The 13,799-nt window shown below is 63.4% G+C and carries 15 protein-coding genes; 8 read left to right on the top strand and 7 right to left on the bottom strand.

The features are described 5' to 3' along the window. Nucleotides 1-127: 127 nt before the first annotated feature. From DBIPINDM_RS27035 to DBIPINDM_RS27025, 3 genes are all read right to left on the bottom strand, one after another. Nucleotides 128-316: a hypothetical protein gene (locus DBIPINDM_RS27035; protein WP_019860505.1), complete on the bottom strand. Its 189-nt coding sequence runs from the start codon at nucleotides 314-316 to the stop codon at nucleotides 128-130. Between the two features lie 188 nt (nucleotides 317-504). Next, nucleotides 505-735: a hypothetical protein gene (locus DBIPINDM_RS27030; protein ID WP_258582054.1), complete on the bottom strand. Its 231-nt coding sequence runs from the start codon at nucleotides 733-735 to the stop codon at nucleotides 505-507. Between the two features lie 1,534 nt (nucleotides 736-2,269). After that, nucleotides 2,270-2,656: a DoxX family protein gene (locus DBIPINDM_RS27025; protein ID WP_258582053.1), complete on the bottom strand. Its 387-nt coding sequence runs from the start codon at nucleotides 2,654-2,656 to the stop codon at nucleotides 2,270-2,272. A 313-nt stretch (nucleotides 2,657-2,969) separates the two neighbouring features. On the opposite strand from DBIPINDM_RS27025, the gene DBIPINDM_RS27020 reads away from it, so the two are divergent. Continuing rightward, nucleotides 2,970-3,269: a GlsB/YeaQ/YmgE family stress response membrane protein gene (locus tag DBIPINDM_RS27020; protein WP_258582052.1), complete on the top strand. Its 300-nt coding sequence runs from the start codon at nucleotides 2,970-2,972 to the stop codon at nucleotides 3,267-3,269. A 96-nt stretch (nucleotides 3,270-3,365) separates the two neighbouring features. Here the strand turns inward: DBIPINDM_RS27020 and mntR are convergent, their stop codons facing one another. Next, a complete protein-coding gene (mntR, locus tag DBIPINDM_RS27015) occupies nucleotides 3,366-3,818 on the bottom strand; it encodes a manganese-binding transcriptional regulator MntR (RefSeq protein WP_258582051.1) in 453 nt (150 codons plus the stop codon). A gap of 232 nt (nucleotides 3,819-4,050) precedes the next feature. Here mntR and DBIPINDM_RS27010 point away from each other — a divergent pair, with 232 nt between their 5' ends. From DBIPINDM_RS27010 to DBIPINDM_RS26995, 4 genes are all read left to right on the top strand, one after another. Further along, a complete protein-coding gene (locus DBIPINDM_RS27010; protein ID WP_258582050.1) occupies nucleotides 4,051-5,415 on the top strand; it encodes an Nramp family divalent metal transporter in 1,365 nt (454 codons plus the stop codon). Nucleotides 5,416-5,469: 54 nt separating this feature from the next. Next, the gene (locus DBIPINDM_RS27005) at nucleotides 5,470-6,312 is read left to right on the top strand and encodes a protein-L-isoaspartate O-methyltransferase family protein (protein ID WP_258582049.1); all 843 of its coding nucleotides are present in this window, start codon (nucleotides 5,470-5,472) and stop codon (nucleotides 6,310-6,312) included. Nucleotides 6,313-6,429: 117 nt separating this feature from the next. Continuing rightward, nucleotides 6,430-7,080: a dihydrofolate reductase family protein gene (locus DBIPINDM_RS27000; RefSeq protein ID WP_258582048.1), complete on the top strand. Its 651-nt coding sequence runs from the start codon at nucleotides 6,430-6,432 to the stop codon at nucleotides 7,078-7,080. 351 nt (nucleotides 7,081-7,431) lie between these two features. Next, the gene (locus tag DBIPINDM_RS26995; RefSeq protein ID WP_258582047.1) at nucleotides 7,432-8,739 is read left to right on the top strand and encodes an IS4 family transposase; all 1,308 of its coding nucleotides are present in this window, start codon (nucleotides 7,432-7,434) and stop codon (nucleotides 8,737-8,739) included. Between the two features lie 41 nt (nucleotides 8,740-8,780). On the opposite strand, the gene DBIPINDM_RS26990 is transcribed toward DBIPINDM_RS26995, so the two are convergent. Then, on the bottom strand, nucleotides 8,781-9,650 hold the full coding sequence (locus DBIPINDM_RS26990; RefSeq protein WP_258582046.1) for a LysR family transcriptional regulator: 870 nt from the start codon (nucleotides 9,648-9,650) through the stop codon (nucleotides 8,781-8,783). A gap of 95 nt (nucleotides 9,651-9,745) precedes the next feature. Here DBIPINDM_RS26990 and DBIPINDM_RS26985 point away from each other — a divergent pair, with 95 nt between their 5' ends. Continuing rightward, nucleotides 9,746-10,345 (top strand): LysE family translocator, encoded by a 600-nt coding sequence (locus DBIPINDM_RS26985; RefSeq protein ID WP_258582045.1) that lies wholly within the window; start codon nucleotides 9,746-9,748, stop codon nucleotides 10,343-10,345. A gap of 231 nt (nucleotides 10,346-10,576) precedes the next feature. On the opposite strand, the gene DBIPINDM_RS26980 is transcribed toward DBIPINDM_RS26985, so the two are convergent. Beyond that, complete coding sequence (locus DBIPINDM_RS26980; protein ID WP_258582044.1) at nucleotides 10,577-11,371, bottom strand: SDR family NAD(P)-dependent oxidoreductase; 795 nt, start codon at nucleotides 11,369-11,371, stop codon at nucleotides 10,577-10,579. 205 nt (nucleotides 11,372-11,576) lie between these two features. Between DBIPINDM_RS26980 and DBIPINDM_RS26975 the strand changes: the two genes are divergently transcribed. Next, nucleotides 11,577-12,032 carry a MarR family winged helix-turn-helix transcriptional regulator gene (locus DBIPINDM_RS26975; RefSeq protein ID WP_258582043.1) on the top strand — a complete coding sequence of 152 codons (456 nt, stop codon included), beginning with the start codon at nucleotides 11,577-11,579 and terminating at the stop codon, nucleotides 12,030-12,032. Nucleotides 12,033-12,056: 24 nt separating this feature from the next. Here DBIPINDM_RS26975 and DBIPINDM_RS26970 read toward each other — a convergent pair whose 3' ends face one another. Further along, entirely contained in the window at nucleotides 12,057-13,235 is a 1,179-nt protein-coding gene (locus DBIPINDM_RS26970; protein ID WP_258582042.1) for an MFS transporter, read from the bottom strand. A gap of 207 nt (nucleotides 13,236-13,442) precedes the next feature. Between DBIPINDM_RS26970 and DBIPINDM_RS26965 the strand changes: the two genes are divergently transcribed. Then, on the top strand, nucleotides 13,443-13,799 hold the full coding sequence (locus tag DBIPINDM_RS26965; RefSeq protein ID WP_258582041.1) for an ArsR/SmtB family transcription factor: 357 nt from the start codon (nucleotides 13,443-13,445) through the stop codon (nucleotides 13,797-13,799).

Below are 13,799 nucleotides of genomic sequence, written 5' to 3'. Positions count from 1 at the left end.
CAATTCCGGAAACAGTGTGAACGGTTTTCCGTCCGGATTGCGTCAAAACAAAGAGTTAGAGCGGTTCGCCGTTTCCATGAAACAGTGAAACGCTCTAGCCGACAACCGCTGACGTCGGCCCGCCTCCTCAGCTTTTCTGCTTGGCGCCGGCGCTCTTGCCGTCGGAGCTTTTCGAGCGTTCCTCGAAACGCGCGGCGCCTTTCTTCAGGGGATGACCGGTCTCGGCCTCGGTCTTGCGCTCGTCCTTCGCCGCGGCCTGCTTCAATCCCTTGGCCGCCTGCTTGCCCTTTGCGGTCGGTGCCTGTTCGACGCCCATTGCTTCCTCCCTTGGCGCGATAATCGCGCGATGTCAGGAGCAACGTGTGTAAGGTGCGGCGGTTCCGGCGGCCTCTCCGGAAACGGCTGAGCGCCTTTAGAGCGATCCCAGGAAAAGTGTGAAAAACGCCGCTCCAACCAAATCTAAGCCGGAGCGGCCGCTCATAAACAGGAAGTTCTGAGAGCGCCTTAATAGGCCTTCTTGGCCATCGTGTGCTTTTTGGCGTGCTTCTTATGCTTCTTGACGTGTTTCTTGACGTGCTTCGTCGCCATAGCATCCGAGCCTGACGAAGTGGTCGTTGCGGTCGTCGCTGCGGGGGCCTGGCTCATAGCGGCGTTGGCGTTTCTGGCGCCGAGGACCGGCATCGAGACAGCGAGCGCGAACGCAAGACCGAGGGCGGTGAGAAGGGACCTCTTCATGGTTTCATTTCCTTTTTTGCAGTCGGTTTTGAGCGTCACTGAACCGGATTGATCGGTGTCGCTCCTGACAGCTTCAACGCATTCGCTAGCATCCGTATTCCCTGTGCCTGTTTCTTGTTGGTGGAACCGGCTTCCCTTTCTTTGAAGCGCCCCTGGCAGTGGTGACCTGTGGCGGGCCGAAAGGCTCGCCATCCAAGCGTTTGAACGCAACGATACAAGCCGGCCCTCCGAAGGATTCAAGCCGTGGTCTGCAGGGCAGCTCAGCCGGGAAGGCACGATCGGCGGCTTTTCCCGGCATCGCGCTTGGCGCCTTTCTGCAACTATTCAGGGCGGGAGGCGCAAATCGTCGACCGGAATAAGACAGTGATACAAAATCTTGAAGTCCAGCCACCGACGCTTCTTATGAAAGCGCGTATTTCGCTGAGAAACACGGGATCAGCCTGAAAGCAGCTGAGAGATCATCTTCACCGTTGACGGGCCGTCCAAGAGGATGTGTGATGCCGCCGTCGCGTTCGTAGCAGTGGCTGCAAGGGCCAAGAAATAAGATCCTCCGATCGCAATGGGCGAGGACGATTCGACGTCCGGCAGGTCGCCGTGAGCTATGTGCTGCACCTGGTTGAGCATCCCTCGAGATTTTTTCAGAACGTCGTCGCTTGAACCACTTGCCCCAACTGCGAAAGATATCCGCATTTCAGATAGGTCCGCTGGAACAGGAATGCTCCGCAGAACGTTTATCTGCATCAAGTCACAGGCATTAGGCCCTGCCCAGGGCAAGAGCGGCGAACGGCGAACATGGCCGGGAGCGCTCATTGGAGGCGCATTATGGATATCACCACGATTCTGGTCATCGTTCTTATTGTTTTGCTGCTAGGCGGCGGCGGTTTCTACGGCCGCGGGCGCTGGTACTAAACTGTGAGGATCGTCATAGAGTCAATCGGAGCCTCTTGGTCCCGCTTTCCGACATAGTGCCGAGAAATAGATACCTGGAGGCATGAGCCATTGAACACTCGGCGCAATAGCGTTTCGGAGGCTCGTTGGCTTCTTGCCGTACCCCTTTTGCTTATCATTACCGTCCTTTTGGCGGGCTTCGTTCTTGCCTGAATCAACCCGTGGACGGCGCTCGTGCTCCATGGTGAACGAGGTCGGATCGGTCAGGCAATCCTCGCGGTCCCAAACAAGACAAAAAACGACGTCCTCGGCTCGATCGTTTGAGCGAGACCCACACACCATCAAGGCTCCTGTAAGCCAAGCCCTTCCTCGCGCCAAGAACGTCCGACGTTCGCTCTCAGCTCCCGGCGCGTCCCCCGGTGGGTACACCATCCAGCTGATCAAGCGCCAGCACGATAGGAACCCCCACGCCCTCGAGGAATTGGGACCTCTCCAGAATCCCGACGCGCTACGCCAGAAGCGAATGGCTAGAACGCGTTGGCTATCCGCTGAAAGATTGGCGAGTGGAGCAGTGTCCTGGCGGGATGCATTTACGTTTGGTGGCGGAGGCCCATGATTTTGCAAGGCATGGCGCTCGTCATCTCGCTCAGCCCCGGTTGTCGACACTCCAGGCTCCAGGCCCCGCGAAAAACAGGTAGAAGAAGGCAAAGCAGAACAGGATCGCCGCATCGCCCATATTGTTCGCGGGGAAAAAGCCCTTTTGGGCGTGAACCATGAAATAGGCGATCGCCATCATTCCGCAGAGAACGAACGAGACGGGCCGGGTTAAAAAGCCGACCAGGATCAGCAAGCCGCCGAGCAATTCAAGAGTGCCCGTTACAATCATCAGCGTTTCCATGCCGGGCTGTGCCGGCATCGTCGATGGTGGAAAGTTGAAAAGCTTTTGGCTGCCGTGTTCAAGGAACAGAAGCCCGACAACGATCCTGAGCACTCCCAACGCCTGAGGCGAATATCTGGAAAGACCTTGGAGCATCGGAAACTCCGTCGTGCTGATTTCTATCGAGTTTAACCGCGACGCTCCGCGAAGGTTCCGGTGGCATCCAAGAGAACTCGCCAACCATGAGAGAACCCCTTGTACTCGTGCTTGACGATGAGGTTTTGATCGCCATGGATTTGGAGCTTGCGCTCACAGATGCTGGCTTCATGGTCGCAGTTGGGCGCTGCCCGACGGTCGCGTCGCCGACGCGCTTTGACTTTCGTGGGGATGGAGGATCGGTTATGGAGTTAGTGCGCTAATTTACGGGCACCAATCGCACAGCAAAGAAAGGGAGCCCGGGAGGATCACCATGCATCTGTCGAACGAGAGCATCATTGTCATATTGGTAGTCGGCCTTGTTGCCGGATGGTTGGCCGGGAAGATCGTGCGGGGGGCTGGCTTTGGCCTAATTGGGGACATAGCAATCGGGATCATCGGCGCGTTCATCGGTGACTGGCTACTGCCTCGCTTAGGCATTCATCTTGGGAGCGGAACGATCAGCTTGATCGTCAACGCCACTGTCGGTGCGATCGTACTTCTCCTCATCATCCGGTTGGTTGCCGGTGGCGGTCGCTTCGGCGGCGGATGGAGTGGTCGTCGGTGGCGCTAGCCCGGGGTTGCGAACCCATCGTCTCGAACGACGGGCGCAATCGCGTTTTCGCACAACCTCGGTCGAACTCGGTCATCAGAACGATCGGGTCTGACCTTAGCGCGGTGCCGTCATCGCCTTGCGGAACGCTTCCAGCGTCTCGGCGCTGACATGGTGCTCGATGCCCTCGGCATCGATGCGCGCCGTTTCGGCGCTGACGCCGAGCGAGCGCAAGAAGGCTTCCACCGTCTGGTGGCGGATGCGGCTTTCCTCAGCGACCTTGCGGCCGGCCTCGGTCAGGAACACGCCGCGATAGGGTTTTCTCAAGACCAGCCCATCGGCGCACAGCCGCGTCAGCATCTTGGCCACCGTCGGCTGGGCGACACCGAGCCGAGCGGCGATGTCGACCTGGCGCGCCTCGTTGCCGTCCTCGATCAGGTCGGCGATCAGCTCGACATAATCCTCGACCAGCGCGCTGCGGCGCGCTTGGCGCTGCTGCCGGAATCCTTCCGAATGGACATCGGCGTCGGGCAGTGGCTCACGCGGGACCGGTCTGTTCTTCAGCGCCAATGCGCGCTCCTCCTCGGGAGTTTAGCCGTTGCTGCTTTATAGCACGGGCTCTGATTCTTCAGGCCGTTTATTTGCATTCCCCCACAGGCGCAACCGGCGTTTCCGATCGCCGCTTCGCAAACCCGGCTGAGTGTCCGACAAAAAGCACCGACAATGAAATATAGCCTATTGCATAATGTTGAGCCATGGCATAGCTTAGCACCATCCCCCAGAAGTCGCGGAAAGCCTTTCCATGTCAGAAGCAGAAGCCACAGCCCCCCGTTCCTCATGGCGGTTCGCCAGACGGGACGAGGACGATCAGCCCAGCCTGCGCGAAGTCAATTCCACCATCGCGGTGCCGAGTTCGGGCGTCTGGTTCCGTCGGCTGTTCGCCTTCATGGGGCCGGGCTACATGGTTTCGGTCGGCTATATGGACCCCGGCAACTGGGCGACCGACCTCGCCGGCGGCGCCCAGTTCGGCTACACGCTTTTGTTCATCATCATGCTGTCCAACCTGATGGCGATCCTCTTGCAGGCGCTGGCCGCCAGGCTTGGCATCGCCACTGGCCGCGACCTCGCCCAGGCCTGCCGCGCCTATTACCCCCGTCCCGTCAATTTCGTGCTGTGGATCGCTTGCGAACTCGCCATCATCGCCTGTGACCTCGCCGAAGTCATCGGCACGGCGATCGCATTGCAGCTTCTGTTCGGCATTCCGCTGATCGGCGGCGCCGTGCTCACCGCGCTCGACGCCTTCCTCGTGCTGCTCTTGATGAACAAGGGGTTCCGCTATCTCGAGGCCTTCGTCATCGCGCTTTTGATCATCATCTTCAGCTGCTTTGCCATCCAGATCTTCGTCGCCGCCCCGCCGGCCGGCACGATCCTGCATGCCATGTTCGTGCCGTCGTCCGAAATCGTCACCAACCCGGCAATGCTCTACATCGCCATCGGCATCATCGGCGCCACGGTCATGCCGCACAATCTCTATCTGCACTCCTCGATCGTGCAGACCCGTGCCTATGAGCGCACCGAAAAGGGCAAGCGCGATGCCATCAAATGGGCAACGGCCGACTCCACCATTGCCCTCATGCTGGCGCTGTTCGTCAACGCCGCCATCCTGATCGTGTCAGCCGTCGCCTTCCACAACACTGGCCACCAGGACGTCGCCGAGATCGACGACGCCTTCAAGCTTCTGTCGCCGCTGCTGGGCCTTAGCATCGCCTCCATCCTGTTCGCCGTGGCGCTGCTTGCCTCCGGCCTGAACTCGACGGTGACCGCGACGCTCGCCGGCCAGATCATCATGGAAGGGTTCCTGCGCCTGCGCATTCCCAACTGGGCGCGCCGGCTGCTGACGCGCGGCCTCGCCATCATCCCGGTGGTGGTCGTCACCGCGCTCTACGGCGAGAAGGGCACCGGCCAGCTGCTGGTGTTCAGCCAGGTGATCCTGTCGATGCAGTTGCCCTTCGCGGTGGTGCCGCTGGTGCAGTTCGTGTCCGACAAGAAGAAGATGGGCAACCTCGCCATTCCGCGCGGCGTCGCAGCCCTGGCCTGGGTGGTCGCGGCGATCATCCTCGTGCTCAACTTCAAGCTGCTTTACGATACGCTGTTCGGGGTCGGTTGAGCCTGGCGCGAATCCCGAGACAAACCGTCAAATCGCGCTATCTTTCCTGGCGCCATGAGCAAGATCGAAGATATCAGGAGATTCTACGCGCGGCTGATGGCGGCCAAGGCCGCCTCGGGCGATCCACGCCTCGAAGAGGTGTTCGCCAGCGTGCCGCGCGAAGCCTTTCTCGGTCCCGGGCCTTGGACGATCGTCGCCGGTAACGGCAAGGTCACGACGCCGAGCGCAGACCCGGCCCATATCTACCAGAACGTGCTGGTGGCGCTCGATGCCGACAAGGGCATCAACAATGGCGAGCCGTTCCTGCACGCCATGTGGATCGGAAAACTGGCACTGAGCCCCGGCGAGACCGTCACGCATATCGGCGCCGGCACCGGCTACTACACCGCTTTGCTGGCCAGGCTGGTTTCGCCTGATGGCACCGTCACCGCCTTCGAGCTCGACGGCAGACTGGCCGAGCTGGCGCGCAAGAATCTCGAGGCTTACGGCAATGCGACCGTCGTCCATGGCGACGCGGTGACCAGGCCTTTGCCGCCATCGGACATCATCTATGTCAACGCCGGCGTCGTCGCCCCTCCGGCCGGATGGCTGAAGGCGTTGCGCCCCGGCGGCCGCATGATCTTCCCCTGGCGCCCGGCCGAGCGCGTCCCGCTGGCGGTGCTGGTGACCCGCACCGAAAAGGGCTTTGCCTGCGATCCCTTCATGCGCTCCTGGTTCATCCCATGCTTCGGTGCCTCGGTTGCTGATCTTGCGGCGAAGATCCCGACCCGCGAGCAGGCCGCGCGCAGCCGCTCGATCTGGCTGACGCAGGACAAAGCGCCGGATCGCACCGCCACCGCCATCTTCGGCGACGTCTGGTTCTCATCGAAAAACCTCCGCGCCAAATCCGGCAACTGACGCATCGATGGGCGGGCCTGCCCAAAATTTCGCAGGCCCTGTCGGGACGGATGCGGGCCGGCCGTCCTTGGGCCATAGTCCGGCCGCGACGGCGTGGATGGAACCAGGGAGAGTACAGTGAGAAAGATCATCGCCGCCACCTTCGTCAGCCTTGATGGCGTCATGCAGGCGCCGGGCGGGCCGGAAGAGGATCCGGTCGGCGGCTTCAAATTCGGCGGCTGGACCTTCCATTACTTTGACGAGGTGGGAGGCGCTGCAATGGAGGAACTGTTCTCCAAACCCTTCGCCCTGCTGCTCGGTCGCAGAACCTACGACATCTTCGCCGCGTACTGGCCGTATCAGAAAGATCCGATCGCCGATGCCTTCAACCCTGCGACCAAATATGTGGCGACGCATCGGCCTGACACCCTCACCTGGCAGAACACGCAATCGCTTGGGCCTGACATCGTCGCGACGGTACGCCGCCTCAGCCAAGAGGATGGACCCGACCTGCTCATCCAGGGATCGGGCAACCTGATCCAGACCCTGCTCGCCAACGGGCTGATCGACGAGATCCGGCTGATGATCTTCCCGCTGGTGCTGGGCAAGGGCAAGCGGCTGTTCGGCGATGACGCGATGCCGGCCGCCTTCAAGCTTGTGAAATCGCAGACCTCCAGCACCGGCGTGATCATGGCGACCTATGAGCGCGGCGGCGAGATCAAGACCGGGTCGTTCGCGCAGGAGACGCCGTCGGATGCGGAACTCGAGCGGCGGAAGAACTGGAAGTAGCTTTGCAGGACCTGGGTTCCTCGCCCCCGCCAGAGCGGGGGAGAGGTGGCCGCGAAGCGGCCGGAGCGGGGGCTTCGTAGGGCGAATGCCTTACGAAAACTTGGCATCGCGGTGCCAATCCCCCTCTCCGTCTCGGCTTCGCCGAGCCACCTCTCCCCCACATTCGTCTACGGAATGCACACATCTAGGAGTGGGGTGCGGCGGATTGACTCTCGGCTTGAGGAGGGCTGGCGGTCTCGGCTTTCGGCGTGATTCTGTATCAGGCACTTTGCTTGATTCGAGGTGTCGCATGCTTGTTGAGCAACCGTCGCTGGGCCGTTTCGGGGATTTGCGCCTCGACAAAAGGGGGCGATGCTGCTCGACCGCATGGTTGCGCGCCAAGATATCTGCCTGCGCCGGCTTGGCGAGGGCCGGCGGGCGCAGGAGGTCGGGTTCCATCGCCTGCTGGCCAATGACAAGGTGACGATCGAGCGGTTGATCCAAGGCTGGAGCGAACAGACGGTGTCTGCGGCCGCCGAGCGGCATGTGTTGGCGATCCAGGACACCAGCGAGATCACCTTTGCCACCACGCCCGAGCGGCGACGCGGCCTGGGTGAGATCGGCAAAGGTGGTGGGCGCGGCGTGCTGGTGCATGCGATGGTGGCCATCGATGCGGTGAGCGGCGGTTGTCTGGGGCTGGTGGCCGGCAGCGTCTACACGCGCAAGGGCCGGGTCGAGACACCGCACGCCAAGCGCTCGCTCAAGGACAAGGAATCGCGCCGCTGGATCGACACGGCCCTTCAGGCCAGAAGCGTGCTGGCCAAAGCCGCCACTGTTACGATCGTGGCCGACCGCGAGAGCGACATCTATGCCGAATGGGCGACACTGCCCGGCGGCAATGTCCACCTTTTGACGCGTGTGATGCACGATCGTGCCGTAGCGGGCGGCGGTACTTTGTCGAGCGTGACGGCAGCGCTGCCGTTCGTGGCCGCGCGCAGGCTTGAGTTGTTGGCCACGCACAAGCGGGCGGCACGCAGCACCCAGGTGAGCCTGCGCTTCAGCAAGGTCGAGGTGTGCCGTCCCGACAATCCCGGCGCCAGGGATTTGCCGAAGACCGTGACGCTGAACCTTGTCGAAGTCGTCGAACTTGGTCCTCCAGCCGCGGCCGAGCCAGTGCACTGGCGTCTGCTCACCACCCATGAGATCAGCGACGTCGCCGCCGCCTGGCAGATCGTCGACTGGTACAGGCGGCGCTGGACCATCGAGCAGTTGTTCCGTCTGATGAAGACGCATGGCCTGCGCCTCGAGGACAGCCAACTCGCCAGCGCCGAGGTGTTGGTCAAGCTCGCCGCCATCGCCACCAAGGCTGCGGCGGTTATCCTGCAACTCGTCCAGGCCCGCGAAGGCATTGGTGGCGAACACGCCGCCAATGCCTTCAGCACTTCCGACATCGCCGTGCTCGACAGCCTCGATGCCAGCTATCAAGGTCGCACTGCCTTGCAAAACAACCCGCACCCAAGGCACAGTCTCGCATGGGCCGCCTGGATCATTGCCCGCCTTGGCGGCTGGAATGGCTATCCCTCCTCCAAACCACCTGGTCCCATCACCTTCCGACACGGCCTCGAATACTTCCGTGCCATCGCAAAAGGCTGGGAACTCAGAGATGTGTGCATTCCGTAGCCACATTCGTGGGGGCGAGGAACCCAAGTTCTGAGACGTCCTCACGCCGCCACCGGCCGCCGCGCCAGCCCATCGCGGATATGCCGTGCAAACTCCTGCGCCGCCGGCCCGACGCCATGCCGCGGCAGATGCAGATTGATGGCAAAATTCGGCAGCGGCGGCAGGCCGACATCGAACGGCAAGATGTCGAGATCAGCCGGCACGGTGGAGGCGAGCCAGGTGGTGACGGCGAGGTCGGAGCGCACCGTCGCCGTCGTCGCGTCGATGTTGCCGTTTTCGAACACGGTGCGCCATTCCAGCCCATGCTCGTTGAGCGCTGACAGCACCACAGGGCGAAAGGCGCAAGTGTCGGCGACGATCGATACCGGCAGCGGCCGCTTGGCACGGGCAACCCCGCCTTTGGCACCGACCCAGACCAGCCGGTCAATGGCCAGGCATTCGCCTGATGTCGGCCCGACCCGCTCCTCGATCACCGCAAGGTCGATGGTTCCGGCCGCAAGTGCTGACACCAGTTCCGGCGACGAGGCGCAGACCAGCGAGATCTCGACCTGCGGATAGGTCTCGGCATAGGCCTTCAGCACCGGCGCCAGCAAGGTGCCGACCAGATCGTAAGGTACGCCGAGCCGCACCTGGCCGGCGACTGCACTGCCCGCCATCTCCGCCCAGATCTCGTCATTGAGGCTGAGCAGGCGTTTTGCCTTGTCGAACAGCCGCTCGCCCGAACGCGTCAGCCGCAAGCCGCGCCGGTCGCGTTCGAACAGGCTGCAGCCGAGCGTCTCCTCCAGCCGCTTGACCTGCTGGCTGACCGCGCCTTGCGTCAGATGCAGCGCGTTGGCCGCCGCTGTCATGCTGGCCTTGTCGGCGACGGTGACGAAGGTGCGCACCAGCGCCGTATCGAGATTGCGGATCATGTCAGCATTATAGATGCTAATGCCTGATATCACAAACATTGCATTTACTGATGCCAGCTCAAGCCTACCATGGAGCCTCCGACAAAGGACGTCCCATGCTCCAGCGCATCCTGCCGCTCATCCTGTTTGCCTTCGTGGCCACCGCCACGCCCGGCATCGCCACGACCTTGTCGACCGCCTCGGGCGCGCAATTCGGCTTTCGTCGGTCGGTGCCGCTGATGATCGGCAGTGCCGCCGGCCTCGCTACCGTGACGGCGGCCGCCGCCGCCGGGCTCGCTGGCCTGCTGCTTGCCGTGCCTTCGCTGCAACTGGCGATGAAGCTGATCGGCTCGCTCTATCTCCTGTGGCTGGCGCTCAAGATCGGCCGCGCCGGGCCGCCCAATCTCGACGTGACGATGGCCAGACCGAACAGCTTCCTTGGCGGCGCAGGCATCCAATGGATGAACCCCAAGGGCTGGGCGATGGGGCTGGGCGCGGCGGCTTCGTTCGCCGCATTGGCCGACGGGCCGGGGCAACTCGCCTTGCTGCTCGGCTCGACCTTCGGCCTCACCGCCGCCATCTCGCTGTCCATCTGGTGTGTCGCCGGCATGGTGCTGGCACGGCTGCTGAAGACCGAATGGCAATGGCGCGCGCTCAACGTCGTGCTGGCGCTGGTGCTGGCCGCGTCGATCATTCCGATGTGGCGGTCCGCTTAGGGGCTCAGCCTTGCAGAACCTGGGTTCCTCGCCCCCACGAATGTGGGGGAGAGGTGGCTCGGCGAAGCCGAGACGGAGAGGGGGACTGGCGCAATCCTGTCCGTGAGCGGGTTTCAAGAAATCCCTTCCAGCCGCTGGCGCCAGCCCCCTCTCCGACCGCTTCGCGGCCACCTCTCCCCCGCTCTGGCGGGGGCGAGGAACCCAGTCCTGCGAGGCCGACGCCACCTACCCTCAAGCCGCGTAACGCGCCGCCGGCTTGTCGGCGTGCAGGCTGCCGTAGAAAGCCTGCCGGGCGCCGAGGAATGTGTCCAGCTTGGCCGCGTCGACAAGCGCCGGCACAGTGACGGCTTCGCCCCTGGCCAGGCCGACAAGGGCCGCATCGACCATGTCGTCGGCCGTCATGATGATTTCCTTCGGAAGCTGGTCGATATCACTGCCGGCAAGCTCCCAGAAATCGGTCCGGGTCGCACCCGGCAGCACCACCTGCACCTTCACGCCGGTGCCCGCGACCTCGCGGTGCAGGGCTTCGGTGAAGTTGACGACATAGGCCTTGGTGCCGCTGTAGATGCCGCCGAACGAGGTGTCATAGGCGAGCACCGAGGCGATGTTGACGATGGCGCCGCGGTTGCGCGCCAAAAGCCCCGGCAGCACGGCACGGGTCAGGCGCGTCAAGGCGATGACATTGACCTTGATCATGCGCTCGGCCGCGTCGGCGTCGGCCGTTGCCACCACCTGCTGGCCGCCAAGGCCGGCATTGTTGACCAGCAGCGTCACGCTGTCATCGGCCGATATCACCCGCTCGACACGGCGCACATCGTCGTCGTCGGACAGATCGGCTGCGATGAAGCTGACCTTGCGATCGTAGGCGTAACGCAGCTTCTCGGCCAGTTCCTCGAGCCGGTCGGCGCGCCGCGCCACTAGCACGAGGTCATAGCCCTGCCCCGCCAACCGGTCCGCATAGACCGCGCCGATACCCGACGACGCGCCGGTGACGACCGCCGTGCCCTTGTTTGCCTGTCCACTCATTGTCCTGTTCCTTCTATCTCTCGAATTGTTTGCTTCGACCTGGCCGCCGGCACCGTGGACATTCGCCCTCACCTTGCCGGCAAGCCGCCTGATTGATTTAGTGGCATATGCCACTGTTGATGAAGTGGGCATATGCCACTATCTTTTCAATGATCGCATCCAAGATTATTTGTGGGGCGCGCGGCCGTCGCCCAGGGAAACCATCATGTCGAAAGACGCTCTGCCCGGACTGACAGCCTGCAACTACGCCATGCTGCGGCGCGCGACGCGCAAGCTCGGCCAGTTCTATGACGATGTGCAGGCGCCGTCCGGCCTCAAGGCCACGCAGCAGGGCTTGCTCTACCAGATCCACATCGGCGACGAACCGGCGATGGGCGCCATTGCCGCTGCCCTGGTCATGGACCTGTCGGCGCTCGGCCACACGCTGAAGCCGCTGATCCGTGACGGCTATGTCGAGACCTTCGCCGATCCGGACGACCGCCGCATCAAGCGGGTGCGGCTAACCGCGCTAGGCCTGGTCAAGCTCGATGAGGCGATGAAGCTCTGGCAAATCGCCCAGCAGCGCTTCGAGGACGTGGTGGGCAAGGAGAAGGCGGAACGCCTGCGCGCGGTGCTGGATGACATCGGCGCGATGGATTTCGATCTGCCGCCGGCCGCCTAAGGCGGCCGACGGCTTTCGAAGAGACTATTCAGCCGGCATCGCGACCGGCCGTGCCGCCCAGCGGCCGGCCAGCACGATGCCCAGCCCGATCAACGGGAAGGCAGCCGCGACCAGGCCGAGATCGGCCGGCGCGCCGTAGCGCAGCACGCCGCCGCCGACCACCGCGCCCAGCGCCACGCCGAGATAGAGCGCCGAGCCGTTGAGCGACAGCACGATCGGCGCGGCATCGGGCGCCAGCTTGATGATGCGGCTGGCCTGCGCCGGCGGGAACGCCCAGCCAACGATGCCCCACGGCACCATCATCGCCATCAGCGCCGGGCCTGCAATGTGCTGTGGCAGGAAGGTCGGGATGACGGACAGCATCACCAGCATGGCCGCGCTCAGCGTCAGCGACCAGCCGACGGTGCGGGTGGCGCCGAAACGGTCGGCCGCCTGGCCGCCGGCAATGTTGCCGATGACCGCACCGACGCCGAAGGCGAGCAGCATGCCGGGCAGCGCGATCTGGCTGAGCCCGCCGCCCTCGATGGCCAGCGGCGCGACATAGGCAAAGACGGTGAAGGCGCCGGTCAGCGCCAGCAATGTCGTCACCAGGATCGGCATCACGCCGGGCCGCATGGCGGCCGCGAGCCGCCGCTTCAACGGCAGCCTGGTGCCAACGATGCCGCGCGGCAGCCGGTACCACAGGATGGCGCCGGCGAGTGCGCCGAGCCCGGCAATGGCATAGAAGGTGCCGCGCCAGCCGGCAAAGGCCGCGACCAGCGCGCCGAGCGGCGCGCCGACGGCGACGGCCACCGTGGTGCCGCCGACAACGACGGCGATGGCACGCGCACGGTGATGGTCATCGACCAGCGCCACCGCCGTGCCCTGCGCGGTCGCCGCGAACAGGCCCGAAGACAGCGCCATGATGATGCGCGCGATCAGAAGCACTTCGAAGGAAGAACTCAAGGCGGCGGCGATGTTGCCGATGACGAAGAACACCAGCGTCCACAGGATGACGCGGCGCCGGTCCCATTCGCCGGTCAGCGTCGCCAGGATCGGCGTGCCGACCGCATAGGCGAGCGCAAAGGCGGTGATCAGCGTGCCGGCGAGCGGAATGGAAATGCCGGCATCCCGGGCGATATCGGGCAGAAGGCTGGAGATGACGAAGCCTTCGGTCGAGATCGTGAACGATCCGAGCGCAAGCCAGAAGAGCCGCTTGTCCATGGCAGGTGTCCTTAGTTCAAAAGTTATTGAACAATTGGACATAACAAGGCATGATGTCAATGAAGCCAGGGCAAAATAGCTGAACCTTCCTGACAGCCCTGTGTCAGCACGGTCGTTCGGTACGGATCGAAACGGGAGAAACAGTGTGTACGGGCAGGCGAGGACGGATGCGTTGAAATCGGCCCGAACTGCGCTTAGGTTCCAGCCATGACGCTACCTCATCCCAACACGGACCAGATCAGCCTGCCCATCGTGCTCGGCGTGCTCGGTGACCCGACGCGGCTCGCCATCGTGCGCTATCTTGCCAGCAAGGAAGGCGTGCCGCTGAACTGCAGCCAGTTCCTCGACCTCGGCTCGAAGACCAATCTGAGCTATCATCTGGCCAAGCTGCGCGAAGCCGGCGTCACCCGCGCCGAAGTGGTCGGCACCAACCGCATGATCACGCTGCGCCGCGCCGACCTCGACGCCCGCTTCCCCGGCCTGCTCGACAGTGTTATCGCGGCGGCCGGCGACGATCCCGCTTTGCCGGCGGTCGGTGGGCACGATATTGAGGTGTCGGCCTGA

The organism is Mesorhizobium sp. AR02 (assembly GCF_024746835.1).
Taxonomy (GTDB): domain Bacteria; phylum Pseudomonadota; class Alphaproteobacteria; order Rhizobiales; family Rhizobiaceae; genus Mesorhizobium.
Note: the sequence above shows the minus strand (reverse complement) of the source record. Positions and strands in the feature narration are given on the sequence as shown.